Source organism: Bacillus sp. FSL R5-0593, from assembly GCF_038603755.1.
GTDB lineage: Bacteria > Bacillota > Bacilli > Bacillales > Bacillaceae > Bacillus > Bacillus velezensis.
In genome coordinates this window covers 4,013,849-4,031,093 of the sequence record NZ_CP152011.1, presented here as the reverse complement: position 1 = coordinate 4,031,093, position 17,245 = coordinate 4,013,849, and the positions used below count along the sequence as shown (strand labels likewise).

The 17,245-nt window shown below is 48.6% G+C and carries 19 protein-coding genes; 16 read left to right on the top strand and 3 right to left on the bottom strand.

The window, feature by feature from the left end; all coding sequences use genetic code 11:
* Positions 1 to 5 precede the first annotated feature (5 nt).
* The 12 genes from iolD to NYE36_RS20025 all read left to right on the top strand — a co-directional run bounded on the left by iolD (position 6) and on the right by NYE36_RS20025 (position 12,783).
* The gene (gene iolD, locus NYE36_RS20080; protein ID WP_095352506.1) at positions 6 to 1,919 is read left to right on the top strand and encodes a 3D-(3,5/4)-trihydroxycyclohexane-1,2-dione acylhydrolase (decyclizing); all 1,914 of its coding nucleotides are present in this window, start codon (positions 6 to 8) and stop codon (positions 1,917 to 1,919) included.
* A 15-nt stretch (positions 1,920 to 1,934) separates the two neighbouring features.
* Positions 1,935 to 2,831 (top strand): myo-inosose-2 dehydratase, encoded by an 897-nt coding sequence (iolE, locus tag NYE36_RS20075; RefSeq protein ID WP_015240906.1) that lies wholly within the window; start codon positions 1,935 to 1,937, stop codon positions 2,829 to 2,831.
* 12 nt (positions 2,832 to 2,843) lie between these two features.
* Positions 2,844 to 4,139, top strand: a complete 1,296-nt coding sequence (locus NYE36_RS20070; protein WP_265450982.1) for an MFS transporter — start codon at positions 2,844 to 2,846, stop codon at positions 4,137 to 4,139.
* A 22-nt stretch (positions 4,140 to 4,161) separates the two neighbouring features.
* Positions 4,162 to 5,196 (top strand): Gfo/Idh/MocA family oxidoreductase, encoded by a 1,035-nt coding sequence (locus NYE36_RS20065; RefSeq protein ID WP_015418570.1) that lies wholly within the window; start codon positions 4,162 to 4,164, stop codon positions 5,194 to 5,196.
* Between the two features lie 19 nt (positions 5,197 to 5,215).
* A complete protein-coding gene (locus tag NYE36_RS20060; RefSeq protein ID WP_032867913.1) occupies positions 5,216 to 6,085 on the top strand; it encodes a sugar phosphate isomerase/epimerase in 870 nt (289 codons plus the stop codon).
* Between the two features lie 88 nt (positions 6,086 to 6,173).
* On the top strand, positions 6,174 to 7,016 hold the full coding sequence (gene iolI, locus NYE36_RS20055; protein ID WP_007407832.1) for a 2-keto-myo-inositol isomerase: 843 nt from the start codon (positions 6,174 to 6,176) through the stop codon (positions 7,014 to 7,016).
* A gap of 2 nt (positions 7,017 to 7,018) precedes the next feature.
* On the top strand, positions 7,019 to 7,891 hold the full coding sequence (iolJ, locus tag NYE36_RS20050; protein ID WP_265450981.1) for a 6-phospho-5-dehydro-2-deoxy-D-gluconate aldolase: 873 nt from the start codon (positions 7,019 to 7,021) through the stop codon (positions 7,889 to 7,891).
* A 106-nt stretch (positions 7,892 to 7,997) separates the two neighbouring features.
* Complete coding sequence (gene yxdJ, locus NYE36_RS20045) at positions 7,998 to 8,687, top strand: two-component system response regulator YxdJ (protein WP_044802357.1); 690 nt, start codon at positions 7,998 to 8,000, stop codon at positions 8,685 to 8,687.
* The gene (gene yxdK / locus NYE36_RS20040; RefSeq protein WP_144664761.1) at positions 8,684 to 9,661 is read left to right on the top strand and encodes a two-component system sensor histidine kinase YxdK; all 978 of its coding nucleotides are present in this window, start codon (positions 8,684 to 8,686) and stop codon (positions 9,659 to 9,661) included. The genes yxdJ and yxdK overlap by 4 nt, the downstream gene beginning before the upstream one ends.
* 144 nt (positions 9,662 to 9,805) lie before the next feature.
* The gene (gene yxdL / locus NYE36_RS20035) at positions 9,806 to 10,579 is read left to right on the top strand and encodes an ABC transporter ATP-binding protein YxdL (RefSeq protein ID WP_007614823.1); all 774 of its coding nucleotides are present in this window, start codon (positions 9,806 to 9,808) and stop codon (positions 10,577 to 10,579) included.
* Positions 10,554 to 12,422: an ABC transporter permease YxdM gene (gene yxdM / locus NYE36_RS20030; RefSeq protein ID WP_265450979.1), complete on the top strand. Its 1,869-nt coding sequence runs from the start codon at positions 10,554 to 10,556 to the stop codon at positions 12,420 to 12,422. Before yxdL ends, yxdM begins: the two co-directional genes overlap by 26 nt.
* Before the next feature lie 13 nt (positions 12,423 to 12,435).
* A complete protein-coding gene (locus NYE36_RS20025) occupies positions 12,436 to 12,783 on the top strand; it encodes a YxeA family protein (protein ID WP_094032042.1) in 348 nt (115 codons plus the stop codon).
* 40 nt (positions 12,784 to 12,823) lie between these two features.
* Here the strand turns inward: NYE36_RS20025 and NYE36_RS20020 are convergent, their stop codons facing one another.
* Positions 12,824 to 13,786: an iron-hydroxamate ABC transporter substrate-binding protein gene (locus NYE36_RS20020; protein WP_253600609.1), complete on the bottom strand. Its 963-nt coding sequence runs from the start codon at positions 13,784 to 13,786 to the stop codon at positions 12,824 to 12,826.
* 129 nt (positions 13,787 to 13,915) lie between these two features.
* Between NYE36_RS20020 and NYE36_RS20015 the strand changes: the two genes are divergently transcribed.
* The gene (locus NYE36_RS20015) at positions 13,916 to 14,308 is read left to right on the top strand and encodes a hypothetical protein (RefSeq protein WP_007407824.1); all 393 of its coding nucleotides are present in this window, start codon (positions 13,916 to 13,918) and stop codon (positions 14,306 to 14,308) included.
* 50 nt (positions 14,309 to 14,358) lie between these two features.
* On the opposite strand, the gene NYE36_RS20010 is transcribed toward NYE36_RS20015, so the two are convergent.
* On the bottom strand, positions 14,359 to 14,721 hold the full coding sequence (locus NYE36_RS20010) for a hypothetical protein (protein ID WP_265451009.1): 363 nt from the start codon (positions 14,719 to 14,721) through the stop codon (positions 14,359 to 14,361).
* Between the two features lie 160 nt (positions 14,722 to 14,881).
* Positions 14,882 to 15,268: a hypothetical protein gene (locus NYE36_RS20005; RefSeq protein WP_007407822.1), complete on the bottom strand. Its 387-nt coding sequence runs from the start codon at positions 15,266 to 15,268 to the stop codon at positions 14,882 to 14,884.
* A gap of 110 nt (positions 15,269 to 15,378) precedes the next feature.
* Between NYE36_RS20005 and NYE36_RS20000 the strand changes: the two genes are divergently transcribed.
* The 3 genes from NYE36_RS20000 to yidA all read left to right on the top strand — a co-directional run bounded on the left by NYE36_RS20000 (position 15,379) and on the right by yidA (position 17,193).
* Positions 15,379 to 15,798, top strand: coding sequence for a DUF3255 family protein (locus tag NYE36_RS20000; RefSeq protein WP_007407821.1), 420 nt, complete (start codon positions 15,379 to 15,381; stop codon positions 15,796 to 15,798).
* Positions 15,788 to 16,312, top strand: coding sequence for a hypothetical protein (locus tag NYE36_RS19995; RefSeq protein ID WP_012118825.1), 525 nt, complete (start codon positions 15,788 to 15,790; stop codon positions 16,310 to 16,312). The genes NYE36_RS20000 and NYE36_RS19995 overlap by 11 nt, the downstream gene beginning before the upstream one ends.
* A 68-nt stretch (positions 16,313 to 16,380) precedes the next feature.
* Positions 16,381 to 17,193: a sugar-phosphatase gene (gene yidA, locus NYE36_RS19990; protein ID WP_015240895.1), complete on the top strand. Its 813-nt coding sequence runs from the start codon at positions 16,381 to 16,383 to the stop codon at positions 17,191 to 17,193.
* Positions 17,194 to 17,245: the final 52 nt, after the last annotated feature.

Sequence of the window (17,245 nt, the reverse complement as noted above, 5' to 3'; positions counted from 1 at the left end):
CGTTTGTGGGTAAGACAATTCGCTTAACGACAGCACAAGCGCTGATTCAATTCTTGAACCGGCAGTACATTCATGTTGACGGAAAAGAAGAGCCGTTCGTTGAGGGCATCTTCACGATTTTCGGTCACGGAAATGTGTTGGGGATCGGGCAGGCGCTTGAGCAGGACGCCGGGCACCTGAAAGTCTATCAAGGCAAAAACGAACAAGGCATGGCGCATGCCGCGATGGCATACAGCAAGCAGATGCTGAGAAGAAAAATTTACGCGGTATCGACATCGGTTGGTCCGGGTGCCGCTAACTTGACGGCTGCCGCGGGTACGGCGCTGGCCAATAATATCCCGGTGCTGCTGCTTCCGGCCGATACCTTTGCGACGAGGCAGCCTGACCCGGTGCTTCAGCAGGTGGAGCAGGAATACAGTGCCGCCGTCACGACAAACGATGCGTTAAAGCCCGTGTCCCGCTATTGGGACCGCATTACCCGACCCGAGCAGCTGATGAGCAGCTTAATCCGGGCATTTGAAGTGATGACAGATCCGGCAAAAGCGGGTCCGGCGACAATCTGCATATCTCAGGATGTAGAGGGAGAAGCATTTGATTTTGATGAAAGCTTCTTTGAAAAACGCGTTCATTACATTGACCGGATGCAGCCGAGCGAGCGTGAACTGAAAGGCGCCGCGGAAAGAATTAAGGAGAGCAGCCGTCCCGTCATTTTAGTGGGCGGCGGCGCGAAGTACTCCGGCGCGCGTGAGGAATTAATCGCGCTTTCTGAAACATACGGCATTCCGCTTGTCGAAACGCAGGCCGGCAAGTCAACGGTTGAAGCCGATTTCGCCAACAATCTGGGCGGCATGGGCATCACGGGCACCCTCGCCGCAAACAAAGCCGCCCGCCAGGCTGATCTGATCATCGGTGTCGGCACACGGTACACGGACTTTGCGACATCCTCGAAAACGGCGTTTGATTTTGACAAAGCAAAATTTTTGAATATCAATGTCAGCCGCATGCAGGCTTACAAGCTTGACGCGTTTCAGGTCGTAGCCGATGCGAAAGTGACGCTCGGCAGGCTGCACGGCTTATTAGATGGATATAAAAGTGCATTCGGCACGGCGATTAAAGACTGGAAAGATGAATGGCTTGCTGAACGGGACCGGCTCGGCAAGGTCACTTTTACACGTGACGCGTTCAAACCGGAAATTAAAAACCATTTCTCACAGGATGTGTTAAACGAGTATGCCGACGCGCTCGGGACTGAGCTGCCGCAGACAACGGCGCTGTTGACCATCAATGACACGATTCCTGAAGACAGCGTCGTCATCAGTTCGGCGGGATCTCTTCCGGGGGATCTGCAGCGGCTGTGGCATTCCAATGTCCCGAATACGTACCACCTCGAGTACGGCTATTCCTGCATGGGGTATGAAGTATCAGGCACGCTCGGCCTCAAGCTGGCCCATCCCGACAAAGAAGTCTATTCACTCGTCGGCGACGGAAGCTTTCTGATGCTGCACTCAGAGCTGATTACCGCGCTTCAATATAACAAAAAAATCAATGTCCTGCTCTTTGACAACTCCGGATTCGGCTGTATTAACAACCTGCAGATGGATCACGGGAGCGGCAGTTATTTTTGCGAGTTCCGCACAGAGGACAATCAGATTTTAAACGTTGATTACGCGAAGGTGGCAGAGGGCTACGGCGCTAAAACATACAGAGCCAATACGGTTGAAGAACTGAAAGCGGCGCTTGAAGATGCGAAAACGCAAGACGTATCCACTTTAATTGAAATGAAGGTTCTGCCGAAAACGATGACGGACGGCTATGACAGCTGGTGGCATGTCGGCGTGGCGGAAGTGTCGGAGCAGGAAAGCGTTCAGCGGGCATACGAAGCGAAAGAGACGAAGCTGAAGTCTGCAAAGCAGTACTAGAGGGGAGGCATCACGATGGGCAAACAAGATATTCTGTGGGGCATCGCTCCCATTGGGTGGCGCAATGACGATATGCCGGAAATCGGAGCCGGGAATACGCTGCAGCATTTGTTAAGCGATATTGTTGTCGCCGGCTTTCAAGGTACGGAAGTGGGAGGGTTTTTCCCTGAACCCTCCGTCCTCAATAAAGAGCTGGCTCTCCGAAACTTGCGGATTGCGGGGAAATGGTTCAGCAGCTTTATCATACAAGACGGTATTGAAAAAACGGCTGAACAATTTACAGAACACTGTGATTATTTGCAGAAAGTCGGAGCGGATGTCGCCATCGTTTCTGAACAGACGTACAGCGTTCAGGGCTTGGACATTGATGTATTTAAGGAAAAACCGCACTTCTCAGATGAAGAATGGGATACGCTGTGCCAAGGCTTGAACCGTCTCGGGAAAATCGCTGGCGAATACGGGCTGGACCTCACGTTTCATCATCATCTCGGCACAGGCGTCCAGACGGCGGAAGAAGTTGACCGGCTGATGGATGGAACGGACCCGCGGTATGTCCATTTACTTTATGATACCGGCCATGCCTATATCTCGGACGGAGACTATATGACGATTCTCAACAAGCATATGGATCGGATCAGACACGTTCATTTCAAGGACGCCCGGTTTGACATTATGGAGCGGTGCAGACAGGAAGGCAAGTCATTCAGGCAGTCGTTTTTACAGGGCATTTTTACGGTTCCCGGAGACGGATGCATCGATTTTACCGAAGTATACCGAACGCTCGTCCGTCATGATTATTCAGGCTGGATCGTCATCGAAGCCGAACAAGACCCGGCAGTCGCCAATCCGCTTGAGTACGCGCTGATTGCGAGAAAGTACATCGACAGTGAACTGCTTGATCCTGCAAATTAGAGGGGGACTTATATGAATAGTGCCAAGGCGGAATCAGCTTTCAGCAAAAGGACCATCGCCGCAGCATTAGCAAATTACATTGATGCGGGTTCCATTGTGGCAGGATCAGCGGGTTTATCTATGTGGGTCAGCTATTTGAAGCTGTCCGACAGCCAGATCGGATTGCTCGGCGCCTTCAGCGCAAACGCGATATCAGCGGCCATCGGAGCGCTGCTCGGCGGGTATTTTGCTGATAAGGTCGGCCGAAAAGCTGTATACACAAACAGTATGCTCGTCTACGCCTTAGGAATTTGTTTGGTTTTGTTTGGATTTAACTTTCCCATGCTGTTATGCGGATACATGATTATCGGGATTTCTGTAGGCGCGGATATTACAGCTTCATGGACCATTATCGCGGAAAACGCCCCTGAGAAAAACCGGGCGAGGCATTGCGGAGTGGCGCAGGTGGCGTGGGCCGCAGGAGCCGTTGTGGTTCTGCTGTTATCCGTTTTGGTCGGTGACCTCGGGCTTTTAGGAAATAAAATTGTCTTTGCGCATCTATTGGTGATTGCCCTGATCACATATGTGATAAGAAAGCGTTTACCTGAGTCGGATGCCTGGAAAAACAGTGAAGAGCGGCCTGCCGCCGTGAAAAAAACATCTTATTTTGACCTGCTTCAGCCGAAATTTTTCAAGAACATTTTGTTTTTAATGGGTGTGTTTCTCGTATGGAATCTCGCAGCGGGCGTCATGGGATTCTTCATGCCGTACATCTACCAGCAGGTCGGCGGCGTATCCGCAAATACGGCCAACATTCTGCAGATGGCCCTGTTTATCTTCACCGGGCTCGGCGTCGCCTGTATCTTCATGCCTTTTGCAGATAAATATCGGAAAACGGTGTTCGGAATCTGCGCATGTATGGCCGTTGTCGGCTGGTCGCTGTTTTTACTGCCGTTTCAGGGGCTCCCGATGCTGCTTTTGTTTGTCTTAGCGATCGGCATCAATAACGGAGCCGGCCAGCAGGCGAACTACCAGCTGTGGTCAAGCGAGCTGTTCCCGACAGAACACAGAGCGTCAGCACAAGGGCTCATGTTCTTTCTCGTCCGTATTTCAATCGGAATTTGGAGTTTATTTGTGCCGGTCATCATGTCACAATTCGGCATCGGTTTTATGGCCGGTATTCTGCTCATATGTGTGACGGCCAGTATGATCATCGGGCTTGTCTTCGCGCCGAATACGTCCGGCAAGTCGCTTGAACAGATACAGGAGGAACTGTACGGCGCTCCTCAGGACGGCAGCGGGAAAAGAAAGACGAGAACCATTATTTGATTATCAGAAGGAGTGGCGATCAATGAATTTACGTATAGGTGTTATCGGAACCGGTGCTATCGGAAAAGAGCACATCAACCGCATCACAAATAAGCTGTCCGGAGCGGAAATTACCGCTGTCACAGATGTGAATCAGGAGGCCGCGCAGCAGACCGTTCAGGATTTCAATTTGAACGCCTCCGTTTATCCTGATGACGACAGCCTCCTCGCTGCTGAAAATGTGGATGCCGTCTTAGTGACAAGCTGGGGCCCGGCTCACGAGTCCAGCGTTTTGAAAGCGATTCAGCACGGCAAGCACGTGTTTTGTGAAAAGCCGCTTGCGACAACGGCAGAAGGCTGTATGCGCATTGTCGAGGAAGAAATGAAGACGGGAAAACGATTGGTGCAGGTAGGTTTCATGCGCAGGTATGACAGCGGTTACGTTCAGCTGAAAGAAGCGATTGACAACCGCGTGGTCGGCGAGCCGCTGATGATTCACTGTGCGCACCGCAACCCGACAGTCGCATCCAATTATTCAACGGACATGGCCGTCGTCGATACGCTCGTTCATGAAATTGATGTCCTCCACTGGCTCGTCAATGACGACTATGAATCCGTACAGGTGATCTATCCGAAGAAATCAAAAAATGCGCTGCCGCATCTGAAAGATCCGCAGATGGTCATCATCGAAACAAAAGGCGGCATCGTCATCAATGCCGAAATCTACGTGAACTGTAAATACGGCTACGACATTCAATGTGAAATCGTCGGGGAAGACGGCATTATCAAGCTTCCGGAACCGTCAAGCATCAGCTTGAGAAAAGAAGGGAAATTCAGCACCGATATCCTGATGGACTGGCAGCGCCGATTTGTGGCTGCGTATGATGTGGAAATTCAAGACTTCATTGATTCGATCCGGAATAAAGGCGAAGTCAGCGGTCCGACGGCATGGGACGGTTATATTGCCGCGGTGACAACTGACGCGTGCGTAAAAGCTCAGGAATCCGGACAGAAAGAGCCTGTGGCGCTGCAAGAGAAACCGGCATTCTACCAATCATTTACGACTGTGAACAAATAATAGATCGGGAGTGAAAGAAATGAAACTGGCCTTAGATCCATCCATGTACCGCGATGATTTAACGTTAGAAGAAATGGTCTATAAAACGGCGGAACTCGGATACGAATATATCGAACTGTCTCCGCGCGAGGATTTTTGTCCTTTCTATAAATATCCGAAAGTCGATTCAGCAAAAATCAAACAATTGAAGCGCCTTTTAAAAGATACAGGTGTGAAGCTGTCTTCTCTTCTTCCGCTTTACCACTGGGCGGGTCCTGATGAAGACCGTCGTCAGGCCGCCGTGCGCAACTGGAAACGGGCGATCGAAATTGCGGTTGAACTTGAAGTGGATTTGATGAACAGTGAATTCAGCGGTTCAAAATATGATCCGTTGACAAGTGAAGAAAAATTTATCAAATCCATGGATGAACTGCTGCCCGTCTTTGAAAGAGAAGGCGTTAAACTCAATCTGCAGGCTCATCCATACGATTTTATCGAAACGCACAAAGGGGCGATGGATATGATCCGCGCGCTTGACAAGGATTGGATCAATCTTGTCTACTCGACTGCGCATACGTTCTTCTATGATGACGGAAAAGGCGATATTGCGACCATGTTTGATGAAGCCGGCGACCGCCTCACACATGTTTTATTTGCAGATACTTTTAATCATAAAGCGGCGCATGGCCTGCGCTACATCGTCAACCCGCCTGACGCGAAAGTAACGGTTCACCAGCATTTGGACATCGGGCAAGGCGAGGTTGATTTTGAGACGATTTTCAGAAAGATGAGAGAGATGAAATTCGACGGAATTGCGACGAACGCCGTTTTTGCTTGGGTCGGCGAAAGAGCGGATGAATCAAGCCGGACCACGCTTAAGAAATTAAAGGAAGAATTAGGCATGGCATAAGCTGAGTACGGAGTTCGGCGGAGCGGGGCAAACAAGCCCTCCTGCCGGACTCCCTTCATATCGAAAACGTTAGATGGGAGAGGCTGACATGAAACTTTGCTTTAATGAAGCGACTACGCTGGAGAATTCAAACCTGAAACAGGATTTAGAACTGTGCGAAAAGCACGGCTATGATTATATTGAAATCCGCACAATGGATAAGCTGCCGGAATACTTAAAAGACCATTCACTGGCCGATCTGGCGGAATATTTTCGAACCCATCACATTAAACCGCTTGCCCTGAACGCACTGGTTTTCTTCAACAACCGTGATGAGAAGGGCTATAGGGAGATCATTTCGGAATTCAAAAGCATGATGGAAACCTGCAGGACGCTCGGCGTGAAATATGTGGTGGCCGTGCCGCTTGTGACAGAGCGGAAAATCTTGAAAGAAGAGATCAAAAAGAGCAGCATAGAGGTGCTGACTGAGCTTTCGGACATCGCGGAGCCGTACGGCGTAAACATTGCCCTTGAATTTGTCGGCCACCCGCAATGTACGGTCAATACATTTGAACAGGCGTATGACATCGTGAACGCTGTCGGCCGCGATAATGTCGGACTGGTGTTTGACAGCTTCCATTTCCACGCGATGGGCTCCAATATTGAGAGCTTGAAGCAGGCGGACGGAAAGAAAATTTTCATCTATCATATCGACGATACAGAAGACTTTCCGATCGGCTTTTTAACAGATGAAGACCGCGTCTGGCCTGGACAGGGTGCGATTGACTTAGACGCCCATCTGTCAGCGTTAAAAGAAATCGGATTCAATGATGTTGTCTCCGTAGAGCTGTTCAGACCTGAATATTATAAGCTGACTGCGGAGGAAACGATCAAAACGGCAAAGGAAACAACGGAAGCCGTCGTATCAAAATACTTCATGAAGGAGGCGTGAACATGGCTTTTGTCACCATGAAACATCTTCTTGCAGAAGCGAAACGGGAGCATTATGCAGTCGGCCAATTTAATATCAACGGCCTCCAATGGACAAAGGCGATTCTGCAAGCGGCACAAAAGGAGCAATCGCCGGTCATCGCCGCGGCTTCCGATCGTCTGGTCGACTATTTAGGCGGCTTTAAAACGATTTCCGCCATGGTCGGCGCGTTAATGGAAGAAATGGCGATTACCGTTCCCGTCGTGCTCCATCTTGATCACGGAAGCAGTGCGGAACGCTGCAGACAGGCCATTGACGCCGGATTCAGCTCAGTGATGATTGACGGCTCCCATCATCCGATTGATGAGAACATCGCGATGACAAAAGAAGTCGCCGATTATGCGGCTAAGCACGGCGCCTCAGTAGAAGCAGAAGTCGGCACGGTCGGCGGTATGGAAGACGGGCTGGTCGGCGGGGTCCGCTATGCCGATGTCGCCGAATGTGAGCGGATCGTCAAAGAAACCAATATCGACGCGCTGGCCGCCGCCCTCGGCTCCGTCCACGGCAAATATCAAGGTGAACCGAATCTCGGATTTAAAGAAATGGAGGCTATCTCCCGCATGACTGATATTCCCCTCGTTCTCCACGGAGCATCCGGGATTCCGCAGGATCAGATCAAAAAAGCCATCACGCTCGGCCACGCGAAGATCAATATCAACACGGAATGTATGGTAGCCTGGACAGACGAAACACGCCGCATGTTTCAGGAAAACGGCGATCTGTACGAACCGCGCGGCTACATGACACCCGGCATTGAAGCCGTGGAAGAGACGGTGCGAAGCAAAATGAGAGAGTTCGGATCAGCCGGTAAAGCCATAAAACAGCAGGTCGGCTGATGGGAACAGAACCGCCAAGATGGCGGTTTTTTTGTGCGGTGTTGCGCCCGTACGCCCGAAACGATTATGATGATGGCAGCAGTGTAAGAAACGGGAGTGGTTCAGTTTGAATAAAATCATGATTGTGGAAGATAGTGAAGACATTCGCGGACTATTGCAGAATTACCTTGAAAAATACGGATATCAAACAGTGGCCGCCGCGGATTTCACGGCTGTTCTTGATGTTTTTTTGCGGGAAAAGCCTGATGTGGTGCTGCTTGATATCAATCTGCCGTCTTATGACGGCTATTATTGGTGCCGCCAGATCCGCCAGCATTCTACAAGCCCGATCATTTTCATCTCAGCCAGAAGCGGGGAAATGGATCAAGTGATGGCGATTGAAAACGGCGGAGATGATTATATCGAAAAACCGTTTTCCTACGATATTGTGCTGGCGAAAATCAAAAGCCAGATCCGCAGGGCATACGGAGAGTACGCCGCAAAGCAGGGAGAGAAAGTGGTTGAATATGCCGGTGTGCAGCTCTTTGTAGAACGGTTTGAACTGCGCTTTCAGGACGAAAAAAGCGAGCTTTCTAAAAAAGAAAGCAAGCTTTTGGAAGTGCTGCTGGAGCGGGGAGAAAAGGTGACGGGAAGAGACCGGCTCATGGAAAAAACGTGGGACACAGACATTTTCGTCGATGATAATACACTTAACGTGTATATCACGCGGCTCAGAAAAAAACTGCGGGAGCTGAATGCGCCTATTTCGATTGAATCGGTGCGGGGCGAAGGCTACCAGCTGAGGGCGCTGTCATGAAGCTGTTTCTCCGGTCTCATGCCGTGCTGATTCTGCTTTTTCTCCTTCAAGGGCTGTTTGTCTTCTTTTATTACTGGTTTGCGGGTCTTCATTCTTTTTCCCACCTGTTTTACATATTGGGCGTGCAGCTTCTTATTTTGGCGGGGTATCTTGCCTATCGCTGGTACAAAGACCGCGGCGTGTATCATTGGCTCAGCTCGGAGCAGGAAGGGACGGACATCCCGTATCTCGGTTCTTCAGTGTTTTGTTCAGAGCTGTATGAAAAGCAGATGGAGCTGACCCGGCTGCAGCACCAGAAGCTCCATGAGACCGAAGCCAAACTCGACGCGCGGGTGACGTATATGAATCAATGGGTGCACCAAGTAAAGACGCCGCTGTCGGTCATTAATTTAATCATTCAAGAAGAGGATGAGCCCGTTTTTGAACAAATCAAAAAAGAAGTCCGGCAGATTGAATTCGGGCTGGAGACGCTTCTTTATTCTTCCAGGCTCGACCTGTTTGAAAGGGATTTTAAAATTGAAGCGGTTTCCTTATCAGAGCTTCTCCAATCGGTCATTCAAAGCTATAAACGATTCTTTATTCAATACCGCGTCTATCCGAAAATGGACATTCGCGATGATCATCAGATTTACACCGATGCGAAATGGCTCAAATTTGCGATCGGCCAAGTGGTCACAAATGCGGTCAAGTATTCGGCAGGCAAGAGTGACAGACTTGAGCTGAATGTCTTCCGCGATGAAGACAGGACGGTGCTTGAAGTCAAAGATTACGGTGTCGGCATTCCCTCGCAAGATATCAAGCGGGTGTTTGACCCTTATTACACCGGCGAAAACGGACGGCGTTTCCAAGAATCTACGGGAATCGGCCTTCATCTCGTCAAAGAAATTACGGGCAAGCTCAATCATACGGTGGACATCAGCTCGTCCCCCGGTGAAGGGACATCGGTCCGATTTTCATTTCTTACAAAAATGTAAGGCTGCGTTAAGAAAACAACATAGCTCGTTCTGTTTCCCCTTGATAACATGGATTTATGTCAAGGGGATTTTTTATGCTGAACGCCCCGGCACTACATGAAAGCAGTCCAGATCAACAAGAATAAAACCATAAGGAGGATTTTCATGGCGAATATGCTTGAAGTCAAACATATAAATAAAACCTATAAAGGACAAGTGTCCTATCAAGCTTTGAAGCAAATTTCATTTTCAATAGAAGAAGGCGGGTTTACGGCGGTGATGGGGCCGTCCGGGTCCGGAAAAACAACGCTTTTGAATATCATTTCAACGATCGACCGTCCGGATTCAGGCGATATCCTGATTCACGGAGAAAACCCGCATCGCCTGAAGCGGACAAAGCTCGCTCATTTCCGCCGCAAGCAGCTCGGATTTGTGTTTCAGGATTTCAACCTTCTGGACACACTGACAATCGGTGAAAATATCATGCTGCCGTTAACGCTTGAAAAAGAAGCGCCGTCTGTCATGGAAGAAAAACTGCACGGCATCGCGGCAAAGCTCGGAATCGAAGACCTGCTCAACAAACGGACGTTTGAAGTATCCGGCGGACAGCGCCAGCGGGCCGCCATCGCAAGAGCGGTCATTCATAAGCCGTCACTCATTCTGGCCGATGAACCGACGGGCAACCTTGATTCCAAAGCGTCAAAAGACGTCATGGAAACGATGCAGAGCCTGAACCAGGATGATCATATCACGGCTTTGATGGTGACCCACGATCCGGTTGCGGCAAGCTACTGCCGCCGCGTCATCTTTATAAAAGACGGCGAACTGTTTAATGAGATTTACCGCGGGGAAAACCGCCAAGTCTTTTATGAGCAGATTCTCGATGTGCTGTCTATGCTGGGGGGAAACGCAAATGACCTTTCTTCAGTTCGCTTATAAAAACGTCACGAGAAACAAAAGGGCCTATCTTGCCTTCTTTTTAAGCAGCGCTTTTTCCGTTTTGATTTTCTTTACCTTTGCGATGTTCCTGTTTCATCCGGCTTTAAAGGAAGGCTACCTGAATAACATCGCCAGAAAAGGCTTAACCGCCGCGGAATGGATGATCTTTGTTTTTTCTTTCTTATTTGTTCTGTATTCGGTTAATGCATTTTTGAAATCGAGAAATAAAGAATTCGGTATTCTGCTGATGCAGGGTATTACGCCGGTGCAGCTGAGAAAGCTCATTACGGCGGAAAACATGATCATCGGCGTCATGTCGATCGCAGCCGGGATTATCGGAGGCTTCATTTTTTCGAAAACGTTCTTTACGGTCGGCGCTTATATTTTAGAAATGGACGCGCTGCCTCTGTACATGCCTTGGAAAGCGCTCGGCATTACGGCCGGCGGATTTCTGCTCTTATTTTTCCTTTTATCGCAGTTCACGATCCTTTTTGTCAGATCAAATACGGTGATCAAATTAATAAAGGGCACTGACAAGATTAAGCCGGAGCCGAAGCCGTCCGTGCTTCTGTCTATATTCGGCATCGCCTGCCTGTGCGGCGGGTACGGCATGGTTTTAAAAGGCAATGTCCACGGGACTCAACCGTTTATCATTTTACTGCTTACCGTCATCGGCACGTATTTCTTTTTCAGCCAAAGCAGCATCTGGATTCTGCGCGCGCTGAAGAAGTGGAAAACCTTTTATCTGCGCGGGAAAAATGTCATTTGGGTTTCTGATCTTGTTTATCGTTTAAAAGACAACGCCCGCCTGTTCTTTATCGTCAGCATTATTTCTGCGGTTGCGTTTACTGCGACAGGCGTGCTCGCAATGTACAAATCGACTGTCGGGGCGGAAGAGTCCGCCTATGAGATGGAGTATGTATCTTACAGCAATAATCCAAAAGAACAGACTCATTTGAAAGATATTGACCATGAACTGAAAACACACGGCTTTACGTATAAGAAAGACAAAATAAATGTTTCCTATATTCGCTATCAGGAAGGAGATACTGTTCCCCCTGTTTACATGATCAGCGAATCGGATGTGTCAACATACTTCCATGTCAAGCTGAACGGCCTGAAACATGATGAGGCTGTCTATTTTCCGGGTACGTATGACCGGAATTTCAAAAACAAAGCACCGGATCAGCTGAAGCTGCTGAACCAAAAAGGCAAGCCGTCTGACCAAAAACTGACGGTAAAAGAAGTCGAAAAACCGCTGATTTCATTAAATGCCATCATCGCGGTGAACGATCAAACCTTTGATCAGCTTAAATCACTCGGTGAAAAAGCGTCATTATACGGCTACAGCTATGATCATTGGAAAGACAGTCTTGGGATCAGCCAATCCTTGAAAAATGAGATTTACGGCAACTATATCGACGTGCATTCTGATTTTATGGCAAAAGCCGGGACGTACTATGATACGGTGCAGCTGCCGAGCCTGAGTTTATTTATCGGCCTGTTTATCGCAATTGTATTCTTTGTCGCGGCAGCAAGTTTCTTATATTTCAGGCTGTTCACTGATTTAGATGAGGACCGGGAGCGCTACCGATCATTGGCTAAAATCGGCCTGAGTGAGCGTGAAATGGCACAAAGCGTGACAATACAATTGGCGATTCTCTTTTTCTTTCCTTTCGTCATTGCCGTCATGCATACGCTGTTTGCCTTGAGAACATTGGCCGTGGAAGGCTATTCCGATGTAGCGGGGCCGCTCAGTCTGACCATCGGAGGGTTTTTCATCTTTCAGCTTCTGTTCTTCCTCACAGTGCGGTCAAGCTATTTGAAAAAAATGAACAAGTAAGGGGAGTGCACAGATGAAAAAAGCATTGGCAATCCTGGCCGTCTTGGCGGCCGCTGCCGTCATATACGGACTTCTCTTTTTTCATAATGATGTTACAGACAGATTTAATCCGTTTATTCACCAGCAAGACGTCTATGTACAGATTGATCGAGATGGCAAACATCTTAGCCCGGGCGGTACTGAGTATACATTAGACGGATATAACGCATCCGGGAAAAAAGAAGAAGTGACCTTTTTCGCCGGGAAAGACCTTCGGAAGAACGCGTATTTGAAAGTGAAGGCGAAAGGAAAATATGTCGAGACCTGGGAAGAAATCAGATTTGAAGATATGCCGGGCTCCGTACAGTCAAAATTAAAGTGAACAGGAAAAGCGGCACAGTGTCATGACTGTGCCGCTTTTTTTATTTTTTATTTTCTTCAGCCCGTTTGATCAGCATGTCGGTGATGATATCCATCTGTTTGCTGACGGCAATCGGGTCATAAGGATAGAAGGTGTTGAAATCGTTGATAAAGACACGATTGTTTTTTACGGCATCGAGATTTTTCCAAACGGATGAATCTTTCAGACGCTCAAATGTTTTGCTTTCTCCATTCGGATTGTAATCGGTAATGAACATATAATCAGCCGCATATTGAGGGATGACCTCTTGGGAAACCTGTTTCATGGCGCCTGTTTTCATGATGTCTTTTTCAATTTTGGCCGGCGCTTTCAATCCAAGCGCGTTATAAACGGCTTGGCCGCCGCGGCCGGAATTGTCATTGAAAATCCAGATTTCGCCTTTATCCGTCGTTTCATAAAGGCCGACTGTCTCGCCTTTGCCGATCACGTTTTTGAGGCGCTTTTGATTGGCTTCGGCTTTTTTGTTGAAGTCTGCCATAAAGCTTTTGGCTTTATCCTTCGCCCCGGCAATGTCGCCGAATAGGCTGACCGTATCTTTCGTATTCTTTGCGGTGTTAAAAGGAATGACAATCGTCGGCGCGATTTTCGATAGTTTCTCGTATTGGTCTTCCTTCATCAGCACGATTAAATCAGGCTTCAGCTGCATCACTTTTTCCACATTGACGGGATTGCCGATGTCAGTAATGTTTTTCAGCTGTTTTTTGATAAACGGATTTTTGAAAGTCCATGAGCCCGCCCCCACGACATTTGCGTCAACGGACAGCAGCTCACCTGCATAAAAGTCAGTGACGATCCGTTTCGGATGTGCGGGTATGTCAATATTTCCTTTTGTTGATTCATATGTACGCATGTCTGTCTTTCCTTTGCCTGATGCCGATCCGTTGTTTTCCTTCGCGCCGCTGCAAGCGCTTAATGCGAAAACAAGCAGAAGTGCCAGGCCGATCAGCCATGATTGTTTCTTCATAATGATCCCCCTATTTCAGTGATAATGATTATCATTATTAATATAGCAGGAAGACGTCATTCCGTCTATGTTTTTTATAGAAAACCTTCCTTGATTATCCATGTTATAGTAGTAAAGGAGGAGGAATGAATGTTGATTACGAAAAGAGGGACTTGGTGGGAAGTGCTGCACAGCTGGTGGCTGCTGCTGACTTTCGCGCCGTTTGCGCTGACCGCTTTCTTGGCCTTTTTCTATATCGGCTACCGGGCTAAGAACAAAAAATGGCTGAAATACGGACTTATCTATTTTATTATTTTAGCAATTGCTTTTGTGCTGCCGAGCACGCCGGGCGTGTATATCGTGCTGCCTTTATGGGTCATCTCCATCATCCACGGGCTGAAAGTGCGGGCGGCTTATTTGATACAGCTTGATGTGTTTAAACAAAACGTCGAAGCAAGAGCGTTTGAAGCGGTAAGGCATGAGGCGGAAGCAAAATTCGGCGGAAAACCCGCTCATCGCATTGATCTGACAAAACAAAGATAAAAACAAATGACAAAGCCGGTATCTCGCGCTTTGTCATTTGCATGACCGGCCTATTGCTGGTATGAATGCTGCTGAAACGGTGTGTGATGCTGTGTTTGCGGGAATGAAGAAACATTAGCGTTTGCCACCGGTGCAGGCATGTGTCCGCTTACTTCCTGCTGAAGCTGATTGCACACATTCACGATTTGCTGGCATTTCTGAATGGCCGCTTCATGCCCCTGCAGCGCTTGCTGAATGGTATGAACGGCATGCTGTTCATGGTTAAGCATCTGCTGAAGCATTTGAATGTTTTGCTGTTCCTGCTGGAGCATTTGCTTGTACTGCTGACTGCTTTGCTGTGTCTGCTGAATAAGCTGCTGTGCTGTTTGGCGGCATTGCTGCAGCTGATTTCCGCTGTATTGGTTTTGATACATCATGAAGACCTCCTGGAGTGATTGATTTTACACATTTATCATGTGAAAGAATAGGAGAGGCATTCATGCAAGAAAAGGATTCAAATATTTACCTGTTATGTACAGAGCGGAATACAAGGCTCGGGATGGCCTGTCGAGCTTTGTATTCCGGCCCTTTTTCTCAGAAGCCGCCTTCTGTAGCGTGAAAAGGAATATTGAGTCTGTTTTCGACTGCGCGCAGGCGCTGATTCAAACGGTTCAAGCGGCGGGTATGGATTTCAATGGACTGGCTCAGCCGTCTGATCTGCTCATTCATACGCGTGATTTCCCGGTTTTGGCGCTGGTCTTCTTGTGAGAGGCGGGTGAGCTCTCTCGTTTGCTCGGCGTTTTGTCTTTCAAGCTGGGCAACTCTCCGTTCTAAACCTGTCGGCTGCCGTTCTTCGGACTGAGGGGGCGCATAATAATAGCTTTCCTGCTGCTGATACGGCTCATACTCAACGCGGTTCACTTCGTATTCCTGCTGCTGAGGGAAATAGGCAGGCGGGGTGTAGTACTGATATGGGTTCATTCATCATTCTCCTTATCTAGTGAAGTCTTTATACACTATGTAGTCAATTGCACAGTGCCACGGCATCCGCCTAAGTTACAGGCGTAAAAAAGCTTCAAAGGAAGGTGATCATGTTGCGGAACATACGGATTTTCATCATGACGGTTCTTGTTTTCGGATGCGTCATGATAACAGGCTGCTCGCAAAAGAAAGCAGACGATACCCCTTTTTATTACGGGACATGGGATGCGGGGCTGAAGCCGGGCCCGATGGACGGGGTCAGATCTGAAACCGTCACGTTTACGAAAGACAGCGTGCTGACAAAGCAGGTCATTCAAGGCCGCGGCGAGGTTGCCATGCCCTCAGATGTGTACAAGGTGATCTCACAAAACACGGACGGGACGATCGAGATTGAATACCTCGGCCATCCGCACCCCGTCAAAAGCACGTTGAAAAGAGGAAAAAACGGTACGCTCATTTGGAAGATATACGGAGAAACAAAAACAATGACAAGAATAAAAACCGGCGGGGAGGATGCACATGAGAAATAAGGCTGCCGACAGACTCGTTTTGACGGGTGTCATCGTACATATCATTCAATGGTTTTCACTGTTATGGTTATTTTTTATGCTTTTTGATCAGTTCGGGCGTTTTACCATTTACAATCCCAATGTCGTCAACGGCAGCATGCAGTCTTTTTCATTCTTTGATATGATGCGCGCTCTTCTGTTTTCCGGCACGCTGCGGAATACGCTCCTGCTGTTTCTGTTTGCGGCGCTACTTATTTACTTGTGGGTGAACGCTCTGTTTATCCTGCTGGAAATCGTTTCTTATATCATGATCAGGCGGAACAGCCGTTCATTATGGGCATACTTTCCCGCAGCGATGGGAATAAAGCTTGCCCTTCTGGACATAGCGGCCGTCCCTTTCTTTGCGGCGGGGCTGATGCTCTTGAAGCAGAAAACAGATGACGGCGGCGAACAAGCTGACAAGGGGAAAAGACGGCCCCGCATCCGGAGGCAGGCCCGGTTTACGAAGAGAAGGCGGAGAAACTTGTCCGTTTGATTTTTCATTGAAACGAAAAAACGATATGATGAAAGCATAAGAAGAAAAGGATACAAAGGAGATGCAGGATGTACAAGTTAATCGCAATAGATATGGACGGAACACTACTAAACGATCATCATGAAGTGACGGCTGAAGTCCGCGGGGCGCTTGATGCCGCCAAAGCGGAAGGGGTCAATATCGTCCTGTGCACGGGCCGGCCGATCGGCGGCGTGCGTCGGTATTTGGAAGAGCTGAACTTACAGGAAGAAGGCGACTTTGTGATTGCCTATAACGGCGCACTCGTCCAAAATACGTATACAAACGGTGTCGTGGCCGAGCAGTCATTAGGTTATGAGGATTTGAAGTCGCTTTACGAGCTGAGCTTACAGCTGGATACTCCGATGCATTACTTTGACACAGCCAATCTGTACACGCCGAACCGGGATATCAGTGAATACACGGTATACGAATCATACATTACGAAAGTGCCGCTTCATTTCCGCACGATCGATGAAGTGCCGAAGGATATTCTGATTCCGAAAGTCATGTTCATTGACGATCCGGACAAGCTGGAGAAAGCGATCGCTTCCATTCCGGAATCATTCAAGGAAACATACACAATGGTTAAAAGCGCGCCATTCTTCCATGAGATTCTTCACCCGAAAGTCAGTAAAGGAAACGCAGTCAAGCTGCTGGCCGAAAAACTCGGCATTGAACAGAAAGACGTCATGGCAATCGGCGATAACGGCAACGACATGTCCATGATTCAGTGGGCCGGCTGCGGTGTGGCAATGGCCAATGCCATCCCGGAAGTAAGGGAGATAGCTGATTTTGAAACGAAATCAAATAACGAACACGGCGTGGCGCATGCGATTCAGGAGCTTGTGCTGAAAAAATAGGCACCCCATCAGAGGGTGCTTTTTTACCGCGTGTTTTGGTGATATGATAAGC